This is a genomic window from Pantoea sp. NSTU24 (assembly GCF_050157905.1).
Lineage (GTDB): Bacteria > Pseudomonadota > Gammaproteobacteria > Enterobacterales > Enterobacteriaceae > Pantoea.
In genome coordinates this window covers 153,784-174,422 of sequence record NZ_JBKIWZ010000003.1, presented here as the reverse complement: position 1 = coordinate 174,422, position 20,639 = coordinate 153,784, and the positions used below count along the sequence as shown (strand labels likewise).

General features: G+C 59.5%; 15 protein-coding genes. 5 read left to right on the top strand and 10 right to left on the bottom strand.

Annotated features, from left to right (window positions below):
- Positions 1-314: 314 nt before the first annotated feature.
- A complete protein-coding gene (gene malT / locus ACLHDD_RS19425) occupies positions 315-3,017 on the bottom strand; it encodes an HTH-type transcriptional regulator MalT (RefSeq protein ID WP_427105467.1) in 2,703 nt (900 codons plus the stop codon).
- Positions 3,018-3,298: 281 nt separating this feature from the next.
- Here malT and malP point away from each other — a divergent pair, with 281 nt between their 5' ends.
- Together malP and malQ are read left to right on the top strand one after the other, a co-directional pair.
- Positions 3,299-5,701 (top strand): maltodextrin phosphorylase, encoded by a 2,403-nt coding sequence (malP, locus tag ACLHDD_RS19420; protein ID WP_427105466.1) that lies wholly within the window; start codon positions 3,299-3,301, stop codon positions 5,699-5,701.
- 8 nt (positions 5,702-5,709) lie between these two features.
- Positions 5,710-7,785, top strand: coding sequence for a 4-alpha-glucanotransferase (malQ, locus tag ACLHDD_RS19415; RefSeq protein ID WP_427105465.1), 2,076 nt, complete (start codon positions 5,710-5,712; stop codon positions 7,783-7,785).
- 395 nt (positions 7,786-8,180) lie between these two features.
- Here malQ and malM read toward each other — a convergent pair whose 3' ends face one another.
- From malM to malK, 3 genes are all read right to left on the bottom strand, one after another.
- Entirely contained in the window at positions 8,181-9,116 is a 936-nt protein-coding gene (gene malM, locus ACLHDD_RS19410; protein WP_427105464.1) for a maltose operon protein MalM, read from the bottom strand.
- Positions 9,117-9,220: 104 nt separating this feature from the next.
- Complete coding sequence (locus ACLHDD_RS19405; protein WP_427105463.1) at positions 9,221-10,522, bottom strand: maltoporin; 1,302 nt, start codon at positions 10,520-10,522, stop codon at positions 9,221-9,223.
- Positions 10,523-10,564: 42 nt separating this feature from the next.
- The gene (malK, locus tag ACLHDD_RS19400; RefSeq protein ID WP_427105462.1) at positions 10,565-11,674 is read right to left on the bottom strand and encodes a maltose/maltodextrin ABC transporter ATP-binding protein MalK; all 1,110 of its coding nucleotides are present in this window, start codon (positions 11,672-11,674) and stop codon (positions 10,565-10,567) included.
- Between the two features lie 362 nt (positions 11,675-12,036).
- Between malK and malE the strand changes: the two genes are divergently transcribed.
- From malE to malG, 3 genes are all read left to right on the top strand, one after another.
- A complete protein-coding gene (gene malE, locus ACLHDD_RS19395) occupies positions 12,037-13,227 on the top strand; it encodes a maltose/maltodextrin ABC transporter substrate-binding protein MalE (RefSeq protein ID WP_427105461.1) in 1,191 nt (396 codons plus the stop codon).
- 59 nt (positions 13,228-13,286) lie between these two features.
- Positions 13,287-14,813, top strand: coding sequence for a maltose ABC transporter permease MalF (malF, locus tag ACLHDD_RS19390; RefSeq protein WP_427105460.1), 1,527 nt, complete (start codon positions 13,287-13,289; stop codon positions 14,811-14,813).
- Between the two features lie 101 nt (positions 14,814-14,914).
- Positions 14,915-15,805 (top strand): maltose ABC transporter permease MalG, encoded by an 891-nt coding sequence (gene malG / locus ACLHDD_RS19385; RefSeq protein WP_111139643.1) that lies wholly within the window; start codon positions 14,915-14,917, stop codon positions 15,803-15,805.
- 85 nt (positions 15,806-15,890) lie between these two features.
- Here the strand turns inward: malG and ACLHDD_RS19380 are convergent, their stop codons facing one another.
- The 6 genes from ACLHDD_RS19380 to ACLHDD_RS19355 all read right to left on the bottom strand — a co-directional run bounded on the left by ACLHDD_RS19380 (position 15,891) and on the right by ACLHDD_RS19355 (position 20,611).
- Entirely contained in the window at positions 15,891-16,499 is a 609-nt protein-coding gene (locus tag ACLHDD_RS19380) for a TetR/AcrR family transcriptional regulator (RefSeq protein ID WP_427105459.1), read from the bottom strand.
- Positions 16,496-17,092: an NAD(P)H-dependent oxidoreductase gene (locus ACLHDD_RS19375; RefSeq protein WP_427105458.1), complete on the bottom strand. Its 597-nt coding sequence runs from the start codon at positions 17,090-17,092 to the stop codon at positions 16,496-16,498. Before ACLHDD_RS19375 ends, ACLHDD_RS19380 begins: the two co-directional genes overlap by 4 nt.
- 228 nt (positions 17,093-17,320) lie before the next feature.
- Positions 17,321-17,989, bottom strand: coding sequence for a methionine ABC transporter permease (locus ACLHDD_RS19370; RefSeq protein WP_427105457.1), 669 nt, complete (start codon positions 17,987-17,989; stop codon positions 17,321-17,323).
- Positions 17,977-18,765: a methionine ABC transporter ATP-binding protein gene (locus tag ACLHDD_RS19365; RefSeq protein WP_427105456.1), complete on the bottom strand. Its 789-nt coding sequence runs from the start codon at positions 18,763-18,765 to the stop codon at positions 17,977-17,979. The genes ACLHDD_RS19370 and ACLHDD_RS19365 overlap by 13 nt, the downstream gene beginning before the upstream one ends.
- Complete coding sequence (locus ACLHDD_RS19360) at positions 18,758-19,561, bottom strand: MetQ/NlpA family ABC transporter substrate-binding protein (RefSeq protein ID WP_427105652.1); 804 nt, start codon at positions 19,559-19,561, stop codon at positions 18,758-18,760. The genes ACLHDD_RS19365 and ACLHDD_RS19360 overlap by 8 nt, the downstream gene beginning before the upstream one ends.
- Positions 19,562-19,591: 30 nt before the next feature.
- Positions 19,592-20,611, bottom strand: a complete 1,020-nt coding sequence (locus ACLHDD_RS19355) for an isopenicillin N synthase family dioxygenase (protein WP_427105455.1) — start codon at positions 20,609-20,611, stop codon at positions 19,592-19,594.
- Positions 20,612-20,639 lie beyond the last annotated feature (28 nt).

The following is a 20,639-nucleotide window of genomic DNA, read 5'->3' as shown; positions in this document are numbered from 1 at the left end:
CACGGCAGAAAAGCTGAATAAGCGCGAAAATATTACCATAGTGACAGTTACCCTTGCACACAGAATTTTCTTAGCAATCAGTTACCCTGCTTATACTTTCGGTCTGTCTTTATCATGCAGGAAACGCAGAATTTAATCGCCATCAGCGAGAAGGCCGGTGCCCTACTTCTGTACTTCACTGGCTTTCGGGGCGTTATCGCGCCGGTTTTTAATTGCTCAGAAGTCAGGCATTCCGGGGGAAGAGAGGGTGTCGGATAAGCAACTGGAATTGAGACGATACGGATCCAGCTGCCAACCCCTGTGACCGGCGATTCTCAGACATAGCCCATCATTTTCAGCAGCGACTGCACCTGATTCATCGCTTCGCTGCGATGGGTCACGCCCAGCTTCTGATAGAGATTGCGGATATGGGTCTTAATCGTCGTAGAGGCCACCGCCAGTTCACCGGCTATCTGTTCGTTACTGTAGCCCGAATAGATCAGTCCCAGCACCTGCCACTCACGCTGCGTCAGCGGACTGGTGCGGATCAGCTCCGGCACATCAGGATGGTTAAGTAACCGGCTGACAAAACCCTCATCGAAGTGAGCAAATTTGTGGCGGTGGTATTTATTGATCTCCAGCAGGATGCGCCGGGCGCGATGGCTATCCAGCTCGTTCAGGGTGTTGAGCTGAATCAGCTGCCGTAATTGCTGCGCCATCATCTCCCCTTCGATCACAAAGTGGCTGATAAAGCCAGTGCTGCGCGCCAGCTTCAGCGCCTCAATCAGGACACGCTGCGCCTCGGCTTTACGGTCAGTCTGCCAGTAAATCTGATTCAGCAGCAGCAGATTGCGGTTCAGATCGCTCATCAGATGCAGTGCGCGGGCGTTCTCGTTCAGCTCCTCCAGCACCACTTCCGCCTGGCTGACGTCACCCAGCAGGATCTGGGCGCGGGCGATGTTACGCCACTGGCCCTGCAAAAAATGGTTGTTGGCAAAGGCCGGTTTAGGCGTCTGGCGCATCCAGTCACGGGCGTTCTGGCTGTCACCCGTCATCTGCCAGTAGATCACCCGTACTTTATCTGCATTGGCGATCCAGTCGCTGTGCCAGTTGCCATTGTTCAGCAGATTCTCCAGCCGGTTCAGGTAGCTGCGGGCGTTATCCAGATTGCCGCGCGCCAGCGAACACTGTACGAGCAGCCCCAGACACTGAATCTGCTGTTGCGGCTGGAAACCGTTGAGCACCTTGATCCCTTCCCGCGCCGCCTGCTCCGCCTCCTCCAGTCGTCCCCACGCCCATAATAGCTGCGCACGGATACGCAGCAGAAACTCATGCAGCGGGAACTGCCCCAGATGCTGCTCTTCGACCAGTACGAAAGCACGGCTCTGAATCTCATAAGCAGCCTGCAGGAAGCCCTGAGCAAACAGGATCTCGCTCTGCTGAATCAGGCTCCAGAGCGCGTAGTGCCACACTTCGTCGCGGCGGGCCATCTGTTCAGTCTGACGCATCAGCTTCAGTGAATCATCCAGCTCCCCTTTACAATGCATGACTTCACCATGCACGGAGGTTGCCACGATGCGGCTGTAGTGACGGCTGGCGGGCAGCGTATCGAGCGCCACTTTTGCCAGACGCTCAGCCTCGTCCGTATTACCGTCGTTAATCGCCACCTGAGCGCGCAACGCATTAAACTCTCCACGCAGGGCCGCATCAATTTCGCAGCGACTTGCCTGTTCAAATTGTGCCAGCAGACTGTCGACTTCAGAAAAACGATGCTGACTCTGCATCAGCCACGCCTGCAACAGTACCAGCATCGGATTTTCCAGCAACATCTCCCACGGCAGGGCTTTCAGGGAGTTCTCCAGCAGCGGCAGTTCGCTCTGATTAAACAGCGTCCAGGCGTGTTTAAGCAGGACATCCCGCAGCATAGAGGCATCACCGGAAGCGAGCGCATGATGGATCGCCTCGCCCGGAAACCCCTGTGCCATCCAGCTCTCTGCTGCGGCACGATGCAGCGCGGGCAGCTCCGCCGTCAGCTCCCACTGACAGCGCTGACGCAGGAAATTGCCGAACAGGGGATGGAAGCTGAACCAGCGACCGGAATCGTCCATGCGCTGCAGAAACAGCCCCTGACGCTCGATCTCCTCCAGCCGCATCTGTCCGTTATCTTCACCGGTCACGCAGGCAATCAGCTCATCGTTCATTGAGCGCAGCAGGGCGGTTTTGAGTAAAAAATGGCGGGTTGGCAGATCCACATTATCCAGCACCTCCTCCACCAGATAATCGGCCAGATGGCTGGCATTGATGCCGGAGAGACGCCGGGCAGAGTGCTGGGCAGAACTGGCACCCTGTCGCGCTGACAATACGATCAACTGCAACGCCGTGGCCCAGCCCGCCACATCATCACACAGCCGGTCACTCTCTTCGCTTTCCAGTGGGGACGCCAGCCGGCAGTCAAAAAACTGCTGTGCCTCCTGATGGGTAAAGGCCAGCTGCTGACTGCCCAGCTCAATCAGCTGCTCACGTACGCGCAGATTCGCAATCCCCAGTTGCGGCAGATTACGTGACATCAGTATCAGGGTCAGGTTGTCAGGCTGATGGCGCAGAAAGAAGCGCATCGCGTCGTGGATAACCGGATTCGTAATCAGATGATAGTCATCCACAATCAGCCACAGCGGCTGCTGCCACTCCACCAGCTCGATAAAAAGCTGGGAAAACAAGGCGTTGAGATTAACATACTGCCGCTTCTGCGCCAGAAGCTCACTGCGCGGACAGCCGCCGTGGGTAGCCTGCTGCAGCGCAGCAATCAGGTAGTCGGCAAAGCGCTCCGGCTGATTATCGCCCTCATCTAAAGAAACCCAGCCCAGATCGCGTTTTCCCGCCGCCCACTGTGACACCAGGGTGGTCTTGCCATAGCCTGCCGGACTGGTAACCAGCACCAGCCGGTAGTTTCCGGCCGCAGTGAGTTTTTGCAGCAATCTCTCGCGAATCACGGTGCTCTCAAGACGCACCGGACGGCTGAGTTTGGCGGGTATTAACATGGGCGCACGTTTCTCCATTTGTCGAGCGCATCATTATTTTACGCTTCGTAATTATTCCTTACACAGGTTCAGCATTTCGTCTGATGAATGCAAGCAAACCCATTATTTAAACTTTACAAAAGTGTCCCTTATCACACTCCGTAAACGATTTAGGAAAAGCCTCATCCTCTCCACCCTCCCCATCCTCCTGCGCTTATTCTCTGCAGGAGGAGGAAGCGCATTTTTCAGCCGGGCAAACTGTCACCACACTGACCTTTTTTTCGTTATTAAGGATGTCTGCAATGACACAGCCCGATTTTGATCCGACTCAGTTTCATACTGCCCTGACCCGCCAGTGGCAGCGATTTGGTCTGCGCGATGCGCAGGAGATGACCCCGGCACAGTGGTGGCAGGCACTCAGCGGGGCGCTCGCCGATATGCTGGCGGCCCGGCCCATTCACACTCTCCCGTCCACGCTGCGCCATGTGAACTATCTGTCGATGGAGTTTTTAATCGGCCGCCTGACAGGCAATAACCTGCTGAATCTGGGCTGGTATGAGGCGGTCAATGAGGCGCTTTCCGCCTGGAATATTTCACTGAGTGATGTGCTGGAAAACGAAACTGACCCGGCGCTGGGTAACGGCGGTCTGGGCCGACTGGCCGCCTGCTTTCTCGATTCGATGGCGAATGTGGGCCAGCCTGCAACCGGCTATGGCCTGAACTATCAGTACGGGCTTTTCCGCCAGCACTTCAGAGCGGGTGCGCAGATTGAAGAGCCGGATGAGTGGCAGCGTGACAGCTACCCCTGGTTTAACCACAATGCCGCCCTGAATGTGCGGGTCGGGCTGGGCGGTAAAGTCGTGACCCACGCGGGCCAGACGCAGTGGCAACCGGCGTTTGAACTAGTGGGCGAAGCCTGGGACCTGCCCGTTGTCGGGTATCAGAATGGCCTCAGCCAGCCACTGCGCCTGTGGCAGGCGAAACATGCGCAGCCCTTTAACCTCAGCCGCTTCAATGACGGTGATTTTCTGCGGGCGGAGCAACAGGGCATCGATGCGGAAAAACTGACCAAGGTGCTCTACCCCAATGACAACCATCAGAACGGTAAGAAACTGCGTCTGATGCAGCAATATTTTCAGTGCGCCTGTGCGCTGGCTGACATCCTGCGCCGCCATCACCAGGCCGGACGCAGCATTGAATCCCTGGCCGATCATGAAGTGATTCAGCTGAATGATACCCATCCGACGCTGGCCATCCCCGAGCTGATGCGCCTGCTGCTGGACGAGCATCAGCTGAGCTGGGATCGCGCATGGCAGATTACGCAGAAGACCTTCGCTTACACCAATCACACGCTGATGCCTGAAGCGCTGGAGTGCTGGGATGTAAGGCTGGTACGCAGCCTGCTGCCGCGCCATATCATGATTATTAATACGCTTAATGCGCAGCTGAAAAACACCGTGATGGCGCGCTGGCCGGATGATGAGGCGAAATGGGCGAAACTGGCTTTGGTCCATAACAACCAGCTGCGGATGGCTAACCTCTGCGTCACCAGCGGCTTCGCGGTCAACGGCGTGGCGGCGCTGCACTCAAAGCTGGTGGTGCAGGATCTCTTCCCGGAGTATCACCAGCTGTGGCCGGAGAAATTCCATAATGTAACCAACGGCATCACCCCGCGCCGCTGGATCAATCAGTGTAATCCGGCGCTGAGCGCGCTGATCACCCGCACGCTGCAACAGCCCTGGCTCAGCGATCTGACGGCGCTGCAGGGACTGGAAACCTTTGCGGACGACGCCACCTTCCGCGCCGAGTACCGCGCTATCAAGCAGCAGAATAAAGCGGCACTGGTGGAGTGGGTTAAGCAGCGCACCGGCATCGCGATCGACCCTGCCGCGCTGTTTGATGTGCAGATCAAACGCCTGCATGAATATAAACGTCAGCATCTGAGCCTGCTGCATATCATCGCGCTCTGGCAGACGCTGGTGACCGATCCGCAGGCTAATCGCGTGCCGCGCGTGGTGCTGTTTGGGGCCAAAGCCGCACCGGGTTATGCCCTGGCGAAAAATATCATCTATGCCATCAATAAAGTGGCAGAGGTGATCAATCAGGACCCGCGCATTGGCGACCGCTTAAAAGTGGTGTTCATTCCCGACTACAACGTCTCCGTTGCTGAGCGGCTGATTCCGGCTGCCGATCTCTCCGAGCAGATCTCCACCGCCGGGAAAGAGGCCTCCGGCACCGGCAATATGAAGCTGGCGCTGAACGGCGCGCTGACCATCGGCACACTCGATGGCGCGAACGTTGAAATCGCAGAGCAGGTGGGCAGTGAAAATATCTTCATATTCGGCCATACCGTGGAGCAGGTGGTTGCGCTGAAAGAGAGCGGCTACCACCCGGCGCTGTGGCGCAGCAAAGATAAGCAGCTAAATCAGGTGCTGCAGGCGCTGGAAGATGGCACTTTCAGCCAGGGCGATCTCAGCGCTTTTGACACAATGCTGCACAGCCTTGGTCCGGAGGGCGGCGACCCCTATCTGGTGCTGGCTGACTTCCAGCCCTATCTGACCGCCCAGGCGCAGGCTGAAGCGCTGTGGAGCGACCCGGACGCCTGGACGCGCGCGGCCATCCTCAATACCGCCCGTTGTAGCATGTTCAGCTCCGATCGCGCCATCCGCGATTATCAGCAGCGCATCTGGCAAGCGAAACGCTAAGGAACGCCATGAAGACAGATTCCATGCTGGATGCCTTCTCCCGTGCGGGTATTGCCGCAGAATATATTAATGCGCACGGCAAGCCTCAGGCGATACCGACCCAAATCCGCCAGCGTCTGCTGGCGGTCATGCAGACACCGGGCCAGCCCGGTACGCCGCTGCCGCCGGTAGTGATTTTTCGCCGTGGCGATTCGCTGAGCCTGTCGCCGCGGTTGCAGGAGGATGCCCACTGGCATCTTACCTGCGAGGCGGGCGGGCTCAGTTCCGGGCGCTGCCAGCCCGGTCAGCCGCTGCATCTGCCACCGCTGCCTGAAGGCTATCATCAGCTGACCTTGCAACAGGACACGCAACAATGGTCATGCCGGGTCATCATTGCCCCGGCCCGCTGCTATGAACCCCCCGCACTGCTGGCAGGCGAATCACTCTGGGGCGCCTGCATCCAGCTCTACACCCTGCGTTCTGCCGAGAACTGGGGCATCGGCGATTTTGGCGACCTGCGCCGGATGCTGCCGGAAGTGGCCATGCGTGGCGGGGCCTTTATCGGACTGAATCCGATCCATGCGCTGTTTCCCGCCAGCCCGGAGAGTGCCAGTCCTTACAGCCCCTCATCCCGCCGCTGGCTTAACGTTCTCTATATTGATGTTAACGCCGTGACGGATTTCCGGCAGAGCCCCGCCGCGCAGGCCTGGTGGGCGCAGACGGACACGCAACAGACGCTGGCAGAGGCACGCGCGGCGGAGTGGGTCGATTATGCCGCGGTCACCCGGCTGAAGCTGGCGGCGCTGCGCCTGGCGTGGCCGCACTTCACCGGGCGCGCCGTGACCGACCCCGATGTGCAGGCATTTAACACGTTTATCCGTGAGGGCGGCGAAAGCCTGCAGCATCAGGCGCTGTTTGATGCGCTGCATGCCGACCAGATGGCGCAGGACAGCCAGCGCTGGGGCTGGCCCGTCTGGCCGAAAGAGATGCAGCATCCAGGCAGCCCGGCGGTACAGCGATTCCTGCGGGATCATGAGGACGAGGTGCGTTTCTGGCTCTGGCTACAGTGGCTGGCCGCGCAGCAGTTCGCGGCGTGCTGGCAGGATTGCCAGCAGCAGCAGATGACGCCGGGACTCTATCGCGATCTGGCCGTCGGCGTCGCACGCGGCGGTGCAGAAACCTGGAGCGAACGCGATCTTTACTGTCTTGAAGCCAGCATCGGCGCGCCACCCGATATTCTCGGCCCGCGCGGCCAGGACTGGGGACTGCCGCCGATGGACCCGCAGGTGATGCGCCAGCGCGCCTGGGAGCCGTGGATCGCCCTGCTGCGCGCCAACATGCGTCACTGCGGCGCGTTGCGCATCGATCATGTGATGGCGCTGATGCGGCTGTGGTGGATCCCGGCCGGTGAAAGCGCGATGCACGGCGCCTACGTACACTATCCCATTGACGACCTGCTGGCGATTCTGGCGCTGGAAAGTCAGCGTCATCGCTGCATGGTGATTGGCGAAGACCTCGGCACCGTGCCGGAGGCGATCGTCGATAAGCTACGTGACGGGGGCGTTTATTCCTACAAAGTGCTCTGGTTTGAACAGAGCAACGATGAGTGCTTCCGCGCGCCCGCAAACTGGCCGCGACAGGCGATGGCTGTCGCCACTACCCACGATCTGCCGACCCTGCGCGGCTGGTGGCAGAGTGATGACCTGACCACCGGCGCGCGACTCGGTCTTTATCCGGATAAAGTGGTGCTGGCGGGGCTGTATAAGGATCGCCTGCGGGCAAAACAGGCGCTGCTGAACAGTCTGCATCGGGTCGGCGCGCTGCCGAAACGAGCCGGACGCGAGGCGCGTCGCACCGGAATGAGTAAGGCGCTGAATCAGGCGATGCAGCGTTATCTGGCTGACAGCCACAGCGCCCTGCTGGGGCTGCAGCCCGAAGACTGGCTGGATATGGCCGCACCGGTCAACATCCCCGGCACCAGCGACGAATATCCCAACTGGCGGCGCAAACTCAGCGTGACGGTGGAAGAGATATTCAGCGCTCCCGAAACCCATTCGCTGTTGCGGGATCTGACGGCACGACGTAAGCGGTCTGGCCGTGTTTAATGATGGATGCCTGTCCGGATACCGGGCCACGTCCGCCTCAGGTCTGACCATCCGGTAATCGGCTAATCCGGGCCAGGGATGGCCCGCACGGCAGTGCATGTCTGGCCACCGTGCCTGTCTCTTTACTTTCGCCTCAGCGGCACTTTTGTCGGGCAGACGAGCGGTAACATCCGCCCTGGTCGCAGAAAATCCCTTTGCACGCAGGCTCCCCAGGCAATCCCTCTAATCGCAGGGGGGCCCATTCCGGGCGATGTCTGCCTGGGTTCATCTCTGCAGCGCATGCTCACGGGCTTCGACAGATCGGGTACATGCAAACTCTTTGTTATCTCTGCGGGCAAAAAAAAGGTGCGCAGACGCGCACCAGATGGAACAACATCAATAATGCCGGGGCCGCATCACCCCTTGCCTTTAACACTACTGATAAAGGTTCGCCGTGCAGAGGTGGAACCCACTCGCTCGGCTTCATCCAGCAGTTTCAGCGCCTTATCGATATTGCCGCTGTCCACCGCCTGTGTGATCTGCTGATTAAAGTAACTTTCGGTGTCATGCATGATCGGTTCCGCACGCGCTTTTGCCGCAGGCGCGGCGGCGGGTGCTGGCGTCGCGGCATAAGCTGGAGCGGGCGCGGCGGTGTTGCCGACGGTGACTGCGCTGGGGCCGGACGAGCCGAACAGCGGGCCAACCAGGATAGACGAACCGGAACTGGTCTGCATTTTCAGCTTAATTGTCCCTTCACGGCTATGGCTGGCGATGGGGTCGGGAATATCCGGTACGGCATGGCCGGTACCCTGCGCATAGGCTTTTGCCGGGTCGAGTAAGGTCGTGGTCTGTGTCAGATCGCTGTCGGTGGTGAAGACCAGCAGATAAATTTTCTGCTGCCCCAGCGCAGGGGTCAGCTTCATCACACCTTCCAGCCGATCGGCTGTCATCACGCCGGGCTTCTGATAAGTAAAGTAGCGGCTCGGGAACCAGGCCGCAGGACGCAGATTTTCATCCAGCACCAGCACATTCGGGGCAAATACCTGACCGTCAGCCACTTCACTGCTCAGTGTCAGGGTCAGTTCGCCGATGTTTGCAGGCAGACTGTAAGCCGCCACCGGCCCGGCAATATGCGGCGCATTCAGCGTCTGTCCGCTGTTCGCCAGTTTTGTCGTCTGTGTCTGCGCGGCCGCGAGAGGCTGCCAGCTTAATCGCTGAAGATTTTCAGGCGGGACCGCGGGCGCAGAGGAGAGATCCTGCGGTACAAGATTAATTTCTGCCAGCGCGGGCAGCGCGGCACCGGTCAGTAACGCGGCACTCAGGCAGAGTGCAGCCAGTTTTTTCATTTTCATTATGCTTACCTTATTGCAGGCTGCGGCGTGAGCCAGGCAATGGCACACCGCAACCAAAGCGATCCATCAGGCGCAGGGTTGCGCCTGTCAGAACAGAGGCTGGCTTACCACCAGATTTCCATCTGCGCGCCGAACGTGACTTCGTCATCTTTACCACGGCTGTTGGTCAGGATGCCGTTGCCGCTGCTGTCAGCGGAGGCGAAGGAAGTGAGATCGCCGGCGCTGTCTTTGTTGTAGCCCCACTTCTCATCCCATTTGGCGTAGGTCGCGAACAGACGCAGTGCCGGACGAGACCAGATGCTGTCACCCGCCTGCCACTGCTGTGCCAGCGTCACTTTGTACTGGCCGTTGCGCTCATTCGCCTGTTGTGACTTCACATTGTCGTAGCCCAGCTCCAGCAGGGTGCTCATGATTGGCGTCCATTTGTACATCGGGCGGACCCCCACGGTGTACCATTGGGTGCCGCGGTTGTTGTCCAGATCAATGTTCTGGTACATCGCGACATACATCAGATCCCAGCGTTCGGCCAGCGAGATGGCACCATGGTCGAGTACGCGGTACATATCGCCGTTGTTATTCAGGCTGGTGCCCTGCGGCACGCCCTTGCCCTGCGAGGTCATTGCATCGGTGGCGTACTGCAGAACAAACTTGTTGTAGCCCTTCAGCATGCTCTGGGTATGTTCAGCCGTGAACATCCAGCCATCCTTCGACGCGCCATCTTCGATACGGTATCCGTCCCGGGCGTTGGCACGGCCATAGTCGACACCCAGCTCCAGCACACCATCCGGGTTGGTTTCCAGCCCCGCCAGGCGCACATCAAACACATCGTTGGCGGTGCGGGTGGCGAAATCACGGATACGATCGCTGGAGAAGGTGTATGAACCGCCCGCTTCAGAAGAGCGGGTCGCAGCGAACGAGAGCTTACCAAAGCCGAGATCCACATCTTCCAGACCGGCACCCGGACCCGAGATATCCCAGTAATAGAAGTCGATCATGTGCACGTCATGACGCTGGTAGAAGCGTTTACCGGCCCAGATCGTTGAGCCTGGCAATGCGTCGATCAGGTTTTTACCTTTGACGTTGGCTTCACGGAAAGCGGGTGAGGTCGCTTCCCAGTCATTCTGCTGCGCCACGGAGTAGGCTACGTTGGTGTCGAAATAAAAGCTCTTATCACCCTCTTTCCACACTTCCTGGCCTAATTTCAGTTCAGCATAGGTTTCGCACTCGTTACCCAGACGGTATTTACTTTGAGCGCCGGTCGCCTGGAAACATTGCTGTTCGCCACCGCTTCCGGTCCAGCCGATGCCGGAACGGGCATAGCCGGTAAAATCAACCGCCATCGTCGGGGCGGAGAGGATCCCTGCCGCGACGGCAACGGCGAGGGGAAGTTTGCGCAGAGTTAACATTTTCTATCTCCTGAGGTCATTGCTTTTATTGTTTTGGCAGGGCTATACACCCGGCTCCTGATAGAGCCTGCGACACGCACTCCCGTCCTCACGGAACAGGTGACAACGCTCGGGCGGCAGGCCAATGCCGAGGATGGTGCCCTCTTTTACCAGCACGACGTCCTCCTGGCGGTACACCAGGTTCTGACGGATAGCGGGAATCTCGATGTGAATCTGTGTTTCATGCCCCAGCTGTTCCACCACCTGAACCTCACCCTCCAGGGTGACGTCGGCGATGTCGCTGGAGAGCAGATGTTCCGGCCGGATGCCGAGCGACATATTGCTGCCCACCTGTACACCGGCACTGTCAACCGGCAGCCAGACCAGCTGCTGATTGGGCAGCCGCACCTGCACCTGGTCGATGGCAGTCGCAGTCACTTTGACCGGCAGGAAATTCATTTTGGGTGAACCGATAAACCCGGCGACAAAGCGATTCGCGGGATAGTGGTAAAGCTCAAGTGGCTTGCCGACCTGCGCGATGCGTCCGGCGTCCAGCACCACAATCTTGTCAGCCAGCGTCATCGCTTCGATCTGATCGTGGGTCACGTAAATCATGGTGCGCTTCAGGCGCTTATGCAGACGGGAGATCTCGATTCGCATCTGGACGCGCAGCGCCGCATCAAGGTTCGACAGCGGTTCATCCAGCAGGAAGACGCGCGGTTCGGCCACCAGCGTGCGGCCAATCGCCACGCGCTGTCGCTGCCCGCCCGACAGGGCTTTGGGCCGGCGATCCAGCAGATGCGCCAGTTGCAGAATCTCTGCCACCTGGTTGACCCGCTGCTGAATCTCAGTTTTCTTTACCCCCGCCAGTCTGAGGCCAAACGACATATTCTCTGCCACCGACAGATGCGGATAGAGCGCATAGGACTGAAACACCATGCCGATACCGCGTTCGGCTGGCGGCACCTCGTTCATGCGGCGATCGCCGATCAACAGATCGCCCCGGGTGATGGTTTCCAGTCCGGCAATCATGCGCAGCAGCGTCGATTTGCCGCAGCCCGATGGGCCCACGAAAACAACAAATTCCCCTTCGCCGATAGTGAGATCGATATCTTTTGATACCACCGTATCGCCCCAGGCTTTTGTGACATTGCGTAGCACAACGCTCGCCATGATCCCTTCCCTCTCAGCTGCTTATTGGTGTCTGCTCAGCGGCAGACGGGTTCCGTGGCTCACTATGCGAAAGGAAACAATCAGTAACATCCTCCACCGCCCGATGATCTGCTGGGGGAGGAGGCGGGAGGAGGAGAAACAGGGGCGGATTCGGCGCGCCGCGCGCCGACACGCTTTTTTGTGATCGTCAGCGCAGACTCGCATCAATTTTTACCGCTTCAGCGCGCGCTTAGCGGGGTTTTTGCCAGCGCGATCACAGCACTCGTCTGCGGGGCGTAGAGGCGGGGAGGATGAGAAGCCCTGGCGGATACGCACAATGATGCCGATAGCGCATTCCCCACTTCCGCAAACAGGATGGATTTATGACGATGAAAACCGGAGCAAAAATTCTGGCCCTCTCTGCCCTCTCTGCCGTGCTTTTTTCGGCAGGTGCCCTGGCAAAAATCGAGGAAGGTAAACTGGTCATCTGGATCAACGGTGACAAGGGCTACAACGGCCTGGCCGACGTGGGCAAGAAATTTGAGCAAGAGACCGGTATCAAAGTCACGGTCGAGCATCCTGACAAGATGGAAGAGAAGTACCCGCAGGTGGCGGCGACCGGCGATGGCCCGGACATCATCTTCTGGGCACATGACCGCTTTGGTGGCTATGCGCAGTCAGGTCTGCTGGCGGAGATCACGCCGGACGCCAGCTTCCGTGAGAAGATTTTCCCGTTCACCTGGGACGCCGTACGCTTCGACGGCAAGCTGATTGGCTATCCCATCTCGGTGGAATCGCTATCCCTGATTTACAACAAAAAACTGCTGCCTGAACCGCCAAAAACCTGGGAGGAGATCGCCGCGCTCGACAAACAGCTCCGGGCTAAGGGCAAAAGCGCCATCATGTTTAACCTGCAGGAGCCCTACTTTACCTGGCCGCTGCTGGCCGCTGGCGGTGCCTACGCGTTTAAGCTGAAGGACGGACACTATGATGTGAAGGATGTCGGCGTGGACAACGCTGGCGCGAAAGCGGGCATGCAGTTCCTGGTCGACCAGGTTAAAGCCAGAGTGCTGAATGCGGACACCGACTACTCCATCGCCGAAGCCGCCTTTAATAAAGGCGAAACCGCCATGACCATCAACGGTCCCTGGGCCTGGGGCAACCTCGACAAAAGTGGTATCGACTATGGCGTTACGGCCCTGCCGACCCTGAAAGGCCAGCCGTCAAAAGCCTTTGTGGGCGTGCTGAGCGCCGGGATCAACGCAGCCAGCCCCAACAAAGAGCTGGCGAAGGAGTTCCTGGAGAACTATCTGCTGACCGACGCCGGACTGGATGCAGTTAACAAAGATAAACCGCTGGGCGCCGTGGCGCTGAAATCGTTCCAGCAGACTCTGGAGAAGGATTCACGGATCGCCGCCACCATGAGCAACGCTCAGCAGGGTGACATCATGCCGAACATCCCGCAGATGGCCGCTTTCTGGTACGCCATGCGCACCGCCACTCTGAACGCGCTGGGCGGTCGTCAGAGCGTCGATGCGGCGCTGAAAGATGCCCAGGCCCGCCTGAAAAAGTAACTCCCCTTTTGCAGCCGGGCTCATGCCCGGCCTGAGTGACCGTTAAGGAAAACCGCATCATGTCAGGAAAACCGAAAACGCACAGTCTGCTGCTTAAGCGCGTTCTCATCGGGATTGGCTGTCTGCTGGTCGGCTATCTGCTGGTGCTGATGTACGCGCAGGGTGAATATCTGTTTGCGTTACTGACGCTGATCCTCAGTGCGCTGGGCCTGTGGATTTACGCTAACCGTCGCGCCTATGCATGGCGTTATGTCTATCCGGGCGTGGCGGGCATGGCGCTGTTTGTGCTGTTCCCGCTCGCCTGCACCATTGCCATTGCTTTTACCAACTACAGCAGCAGCAACCAGCTTACTTTCGAGCGGGCGCAGCAGGTGTTACTGAGCCGCGCCTTTCAGTCGGGTGAATCGGTCAGTTTCTCGCTCTTTCCGGCGGGTGACCGCTGGCAACTGGCGCTGAACGACGGCAGTGAGCACTATCTTTCGCCGCCGTTTCAGTTCGGCGCAGAGCAGACGCTGAAAATGACGCCCGCCCCGCAGCCTGCGGGTGAACGCGCGACTCTGCGCGTCATTACCACTCACCATCAGGCACTGAGCCAGATTCAGGCTACGCTGCCGGATGGCCGTGCGTTGCGCATGAGCTCGCTGCGCCAGTTCTCCGGCACCCAGCCGCTCTATCGACTGGACGCAGACAATGTTCTTATTAACCAGCAAAACGGCACCCGCTATCGGGCTAATCCAGAGACGGGCTTCTACCAGGCGCTGGATGCGCAGAACCACTGGAGTAACGAAACGTTAAGCCCCGGTTTCACCGTCAACACCGGCTGGAAAAATTTTGTGCGGGTCTTCACTGACGAAGGCATTCAGAAGCCGTTTCTGGCGATATTTGGCTGGACGCTCTTTTTCTCGCTAATCACCGTCGTCCTGACGGTCGCCGTGGGGATGGTGCTGGCCTGTCTGGTGCAGTGGGAGGCGCTGCGCGGCAAAGCGATCTATCGGGTCATGCTGATCCTGCCCTATGCCGTTCCGGCGTTTATCTCGATCCTGATTTTCAAAGGGCTGTTCAACCAGAGCTTTGGTGAGATCAACGTCATGCTCAGCGCGCTGTTTGGCGTGAAGCCTGCCTGGTTCAGCGATCCGACGCTGGCGCGCACCATGCTGATTATCGTCAATACCTGGCTGGGCTATCCCTACATGATGATCCTCTGCATGGGGCTGCTGAAGGCGATTCCGGACGATCTCTATGAAGCCTCGGCAATGGACGGCGCCGGTCCGCTGCAGAATTTCTTTCTGATTACGCTGCCGCTGCTGCTCAAGCCGCTGATGCCGCTGATGATCGCCAGCTTCGCCTTTAACTTTAACAACTTCGTGCTGGTGCAGCTGCTGACCAACGGCGGGCCGGATCGTCTGGGTACCACCACCCCGGCCGGGTATACCGACCTGCTGGTCAACTATACCTGGCGTATCGCCTTCGAAGGCGGCGGCGGGCAGGACTTTGGTCTGGCGGCGGCCATCGCCACGCTGATTTTCCTGCTGGTAGGTGCGCTGGCGGTCATTAACCTGAAAGCCTCGCGGATGAAGTTTGACTGAACATCTGGCCCGGCCGGCGCAATACGGGCCCGTAAAAGGGTACGCGCTGCCGGGGGCTGACCAACAAGAGAGCCCGGGGGATCGGGCGATGAGGAGTGCTTATGGCTATGGTCCAACCCAAATCGCAACGGCTGCGTCTGCTGTTCACGCATCTGCTGCTGCTGTTATTTATCGCGGCGATTCTCTTTCCGCTGCTGATGGTGATCGCGATTTCGCTACGTGCCGGTAACTTCGCCACCGGCAGTCTGATACCGGAACAGATTTCGTGGGAGCACTGGCGGCTGGCGCTGGGCTTCAGCGTAGAACATGCGGATGGCCGGGTCACGCCGCCGCCCTTCCCGGTGCTGCTCTGGTTGTGGAACTCGGTCAAGATTGCCGCCATCAGCGCGCTGGGCATCGTGGCGCTCTCCACCACCTGCGCCTATGCTTTCGCCCGGATGCGCTTCGCCGGTCGTGCCAGCCTGCTGAAAGGGATGCTGATCTTCCAGATGTTTCCGGCGGTGCTGTCGCTGGTGGCGCTCTATGCCCTGTTTGACCGGCTGGGTCAGTATCTGCCTTTTATCGGGCTGAACACACACGGTGGCGTGATCTTCGCCTATCTGGGCGGTATTGCACTGCATGTCTGGACGATTAAGGGCTATTTTGAAACGATCGATGGTTCGCTGGAAGAGGCCGCCGCGCTCGATGGCGCGACGCCGTGGCAGGCGTTCCGGCTGGTGCTGCTGCCGCTGTCGGTGCCGATTCTGGCAGTGGTGTTTATTCTGGCCTTTATCGCCGCAGTGACCGAGGTGCCGGTTGCCTCGCTGCTGCTGCGCGACGTCAACAGCTATACGCTGGCGGTCGGCATGCAGCAGTATCTGAATCCGCAGAACTATCTGTGGGGCGACTTTGCCGCGGCGGCTGTGCTCTCCGCGATCCCGATAACCCTGGTATTTTTGCTGGCACAGCGCTGGCTGGTAAGTGGATTAACCGCCGGCGGGGTAAAAGGCTAAACGATCATCATTGTGCGTTGCCACTGCTTACACAACGTCTGTTGTGGTTGAATGATTCGGCGGCCTGCGGGCCGCCATTTTTCATTTACGGCTTTTCCGGCGGATGGCCGCCCGTCACCAGCGCCACAATCAGGGCCGTCAGCGCCTGCTGACCTTCTGCTTTGGCAATATCACCCCGCACCACCGCGCCTGCGATACCCTCTGCGGCCCCCAGCAAGCCCCACATGCCGGCTTCCGGGATCCTGTCGCTGCCGGTAAAAGGCGCAAACCAGTGCTGACAGCGGCGGATAAAATCGAGCTGATAGTGGCGCCTGACCGCAGCCAGTTCCGGCGAGGTGCTGAGGGCGGAGAGCAGGTCCGGGATTTCTCTGCCCTCTGTCATCACGCAATCCACATAGCAGGCCGCCAGCACTTCCGCTTTCGGCTGCACGCGCATTGGCGCGGCACGCATGGCGGCGTCCATCCGTCTGGTCTGACGGCGGTCGAAATCGTCATACAGCGCGGCCAGCAGCCCGTGACGGGTGGTGAAGTGATCGTAAACCACCGGCTTGCTGACGCCCGCCGCCTCGCCAACCCGTGCCAGCGTCAGCGCCTCACTTCCTTCAGCCCGCATGATCTGCCATGCGACATCGGCTAACTGTCTGCGCCGGGCCTCGCGGGAGAGGCGTTTACGGGCCGGTTTTTCAGCGGTCATTGGGGTTCCTGCAGGCTAAAAATTCGCTGCCCCAGTTGCCGGGCCAGGCGGTAATGGGTGTCAGGATACCCCTCATCGCCCGTCAGTAACAGTTCGCTGGTTACCACCGGCGCGCCACAGTAGCCGAAGATGCCCTGCTCAATCTGATTTCGCATGCTGGCAAAATAGCCGCGTCGCAGATAAGTCCGCGTGTCCGCCGCGCCGATGGCGATCAGATGCACCGGCAGGTGCCCAAGGCGTTTCACGAACCGGCCCTCCTGTTCACTGAAAGCCCAGCCCTGAATAAAGACCCGATCAATCCAGCCTTTCAGCTGCGCCGGAAAAGACCACCAGTAAACGGGATAGACCAGCACCAGCGCATCCGCCCGATCGAGACGCTGCTGCTCCGCCAGCACATCGGCGGGCACGCTGGCCTCGCCGCTGAAACGACGATAATCATCGGGCGTAAAGCGGGGATCAAACCCCTCTGCCGCCAGATCCGCGCGTTCCACGGTATGCTGCCCGGTTGCCATAATGCCCTGCGCCAGCTGGTCCGCCACGCGGTGGGTATGCGCCTCATGATGAGGATGAGAAGTCACCAGTAATGCCTGCATCGTCGTCACCTTACCTGCTTCACCATCAAGTTACTAAAGGTAAGTTACTAATGGTAGGTTGGCAAGTGGCGGTGATTATTGATCCTGCAAAACGCATCTGCTGTTAAAGGATGGCGGGGGAATACAACCGAGGACAGCGGAAAAGCGGAGCGGCCGGATTTGCCCCCTTGCGGATCACCTTCCGGCCGTTGTATTAAACGTCGCGGCTCTGCCCGCATCACGGGGCGGTCAGCGGCGATAAGCCAGCGAACGGACCAGCCAGTCGCCAAGTTTCTGGATCAGCATTACCAGCGCCAGCAGCACGACGATGGTGGCCGCCATGATCTGATTGTCGAAGCGCTGGTAGCCGTAGCGAATCGCCAGATCGCCCAGTCCCCCGCCACCGACCACACCCGCCATCGCCGAGAAGCCAATCAGCATCACGATTGTCAGGGTGATCCCTGCCACCAGCGCGGGCAGCGCTTCCGGCAGCAGCACGCGGCTGACGATATGCCACAGCGTGCCGCCCATCGACACTACCGCCTCTATGCGGCCACGATCGACTTCATCCAGCGCGTTCTCGACGATGCGGGCAAAAAAGGGAAAGGCGCCCAGCGTAATCGGCACGATCGCGGCGGTACTGCCCAGCGTGGTGCCGACCAGCAGTCGGGTAAAGGGGATCAGCGCGATCAGTAGCACCACAAACGGCAGGGCGCGACCGGTGTTGACCAGCGTGTTCAGCAGCAGCGCGATCGCGCGATTAGGCAGCAGGCCCTGCGGCCGGGTCAGAAACAGCAGCACACCCACCGGCAGCCCTATCGCGACCGTGAACAGCGCCGCCAGCAGCACCATGTAGAGTGTCTCGCCTGTGGCGTTGAGCAGCAGTGCCTGGAACCGATCAAGACTCATGCTACGCATCGGGTCATCGCCTCTCGCTGATATTTTTCGATAAACGCCCGATCCGCTTCGCCATCCTTCAGCAGCATTGCGCGCAGGCGTCCCTCCTGGCGGCCCATGATCTGGCTCAGGCTGCCGCTCTCCACCAGCCGGCCATGCTCCAGCAAGGCTGCGCCGTGACAGATGCGCTTCACCACCGCCATCTCATGGGTGATCATCACAATCGTAATGTTGAGCTGCTGCTGAATATCGGCCAGCAGATCGAGAATCGCGGTGGTGGTTTCAGGATCCAGTGCGCTGGTCGCCTCGTCGCACAGCAGATAGCGGGGACGGGCAGCCAGCGCGCGGGCGATGCCGACGCGCTGCTTCTGTCCACCGGAGAGCTGCGACGGCCAGGCTGCCGCAAAATCATCCAGCCCCACCCTTGTCAGTAACGCGGCGACCCGATCGCGACGCTGCCTGGCTGGTACCCCGGCGATTTCCAGCGCCAGGTCGATATTGTCATGGACGTTACGGGAATGGAGCAGGTTGAAGTGCTGAAAGATCATGCCCATCTGCTGCCGCTGCTGACGCAGCTGTGCCAGGTTCATCGCCGCAAGATCCTGCCCGTCAATCTCGATCCGGCCCGAAGAGGGTTGCTCCAGCCGGTTCAGGCAGCGCAGCAAGGTACTTTTGCCCGCGCCGCTCCGGCCCAGAATCCCGAAGATGGTGCCCTCTTCGATGGTCAGCGAGATGTCGTCCAGGGCTGGCGCAGGCGCGCCAGCATACTGTTTATGCAGATGACGGATGTTAATCATGCTGCGGGTCCGTAACCGGGATCACAGAGCCCTGGTAGGTTTTGCGGATAAACGCCGCCACCTGCGGCGAACGCAGATCGTTTGCCAGCTGAACCACACGCGGATCTTTCTCCAGCGCCGGCGTGGTCACCAGCAGGTTGGCGTAAGGATTATGGGCCGCGGATTCCAGCCCCAGCGCATCTTTGGCCGGGTTCAGCCCTGCCTCCAGCGCGTAGTTGCCGTTGATGATGGCGGCATCCACATCATCCAGCGAACGGGGTATCTGGGGAGACTCGATCTCAACGATCTTCACCTTTTTCGGGTTGTCGCTGATATCTTTCGGCGTGACCAGCGTCGAACCCGCCTCGCCTTTGGCGTTGAGCTTAATCACCCCTTTATCCTGCAGCAGCCAGAGCGCGCGGCTCAGGTTAGTGGTGTTATTCGGAACGGCGATGCTCGCCCCTTCAGGCAGTGCTGCCAGCGATTTCACCTTGTGCGAATAGATGCCCAGCGGTTCGATGTGAACGCTGGCCACCACGGCAAAGGTTTTGCCCAGCGCCTTTTCCTGATCTTTCAGGTAAGGCAGATGCTGGAAGTAATTGGCATCCACATCACCGGCGGCCAGCAGTTCATTGGCGTTCACGCCATTGCTCAGCTCGACAATCTTTATATCCAGTTTCGGGTCCAGGGTTTTGACATACTCCAGGATCTCCGCGTGCGGCAGCGGGTCGGCGGCGACGCGCAGCGGAGCGGCCTGTAAATTCTGTGCAATCAGCAGTGAAAGACCAGCCAGAACCAGTAAGGGCTTTTTCATCATCATTTATCTCTTATCGTTATGGGAAGCAGGTTAGTGCGTGTGGTGTTCAGCATAAAAGCGTCGGGCGACGTCGGGATGCGAACGCAGACGGCCTTTAAGGTAGTTCCAGCCCACTTCGCGCAGCAGCGGATTAAGCGGATCGCTGGTCGGGCCCTGCGCCAGGGCCGCCAGCTGCGGCGGAAGCTGATAGATTGGCACCACGGTGTCGAGCTGGGCGCCCAGGAAGAAGGCGATGGATAAGCGCTCGCTGTTCTGCTGTGGCGATACCACGCGATGCACGGTGGCACGCAGATAGCCGTTGGTCGCCAGCTCCAGCAGCTCGCCAATGTTGACCACAAACGCGCCGGGACGCGGTGACGCATCGACCCAGCGATCCGGCGTCACCTCAACCTGTAAACCCGGCTGGTCATCCTGCAGTAACATCGTCAGGAAGCCTGAATCTTTATGCGCGCCGACCCCCTGGCGCGATTCGCCCTCGGTGCGGCCCGGATAGCGGATCAGCTTGATATGTTCGTTGGGATAGTCGCCGTAGAGGTTATCAAAGGCGTTGCGCGGCAGATCCAGCGCGTCGGCAAACGCGCGCAGCAGCTCCAGCGCCACCGCGGTCATCTGCGCCTGCCAGCGTGTCACAACGCTCTGCAGTGCCGGCAACGCTTGCGGCCACTGGTTCGGCCCCTGCATCCGTTGCCAGGCGGGTGAATCAGCGGTTACCGGCAGGGCTTCGCGCTCGGCGCCGATATCAAACTGCTCGCGAAAGTCGGGCTGGCTGCGGGTGATTTCCACGCCCGCCAGGTTGTAGCCGCGAAAATGCGGGGAGTTCGCCATCGCCACAGCGTCTTTATCCGCCTGTGGCAGGGCAAAGAACTGCCGCGAAACCTGCTGCACCGCATCGGATAGCTGGCGGTCAACGCCGTGATTAATCAGATAGAAGAAACCGACATCACGCGCGGCCTGGCCTAATGTTTCCAGAACCTGCTGTTTCTGCGGCTGACTTCCCGACAATAAGGCGAAATCGATGACCGGCAATGCGGCCGGAGTTAATGTGCTCATGATTAACACTCTGCTGGCATGGAATGGG

What these genes read in the sequence shown, in the direction of transcription:
- malG (WP_111139643.1), top strand. Translation starts at nt 14,915, where the DNA reads ATGGCTATGGTCCAACCCAAATCGCAACGGCTGCGTCTGCTGTTCACG.
- malM (WP_427105464.1), bottom strand. Translation starts at nt 9,116, where the DNA reads ATGAAAATGAAAAAACTGGCTGCACTCTGCCTGAGTGCCGCGTTACTG.
- malE (WP_427105461.1), top strand. Translation starts at nt 12,037, where the DNA reads ATGACGATGAAAACCGGAGCAAAAATTCTGGCCCTCTCTGCCCTCTCT.
- malT (WP_427105467.1), bottom strand. Translation starts at nt 3,017, where the DNA reads ATGTTAATACCCGCCAAACTCAGCCGTCCGGTGCGTCTTGAGAGCACC.
- ACLHDD_RS19360 (WP_427105652.1), bottom strand. Translation starts at nt 19,561, where the DNA reads ATGATGAAAAAGCCCTTACTGGTTCTGGCTGGTCTTTCACTGCTGATT.
- ACLHDD_RS19370 (WP_427105457.1), bottom strand. Translation starts at nt 17,989, where the DNA reads ATGCGTAGCATGAGTCTTGATCGGTTCCAGGCACTGCTGCTCAACGCC.
- ACLHDD_RS19365 (WP_427105456.1), bottom strand. Translation starts at nt 18,765, where the DNA reads ATGATTAACATCCGTCATCTGCATAAACAGTATGCTGGCGCGCCTGCG.
- ACLHDD_RS19380 (WP_427105459.1), bottom strand. Translation starts at nt 16,499, where the DNA reads ATGACCGCTGAAAAACCGGCCCGTAAACGCCTCTCCCGCGAGGCCCGG.
- malQ (WP_427105465.1), top strand. Translation starts at nt 5,710, where the DNA reads ATGAAGACAGATTCCATGCTGGATGCCTTCTCCCGTGCGGGTATTGCC.
- malP (WP_427105466.1), top strand. Translation starts at nt 3,299, where the DNA reads ATGACACAGCCCGATTTTGATCCGACTCAGTTTCATACTGCCCTGACC.
- ACLHDD_RS19355 (WP_427105455.1), bottom strand. Translation starts at nt 20,611, where the DNA reads ATGAGCACATTAACTCCGGCCGCATTGCCGGTCATCGATTTCGCCTTA.
- malF (WP_427105460.1), top strand. Translation starts at nt 13,287, where the DNA reads ATGTCAGGAAAACCGAAAACGCACAGTCTGCTGCTTAAGCGCGTTCTC.
- ACLHDD_RS19375 (WP_427105458.1), bottom strand. Translation starts at nt 17,092, where the DNA reads ATGCAGGCATTACTGGTGACTTCTCATCCTCATCATGAGGCGCATACC.
- malK (WP_427105462.1), bottom strand. Translation starts at nt 11,674, where the DNA reads ATGGCGAGCGTTGTGCTACGCAATGTCACAAAAGCCTGGGGCGATACG.
- ACLHDD_RS19405 (WP_427105463.1), bottom strand. Translation starts at nt 10,522, where the DNA reads ATGTTAACTCTGCGCAAACTTCCCCTCGCCGTTGCCGTCGCGGCAGGG.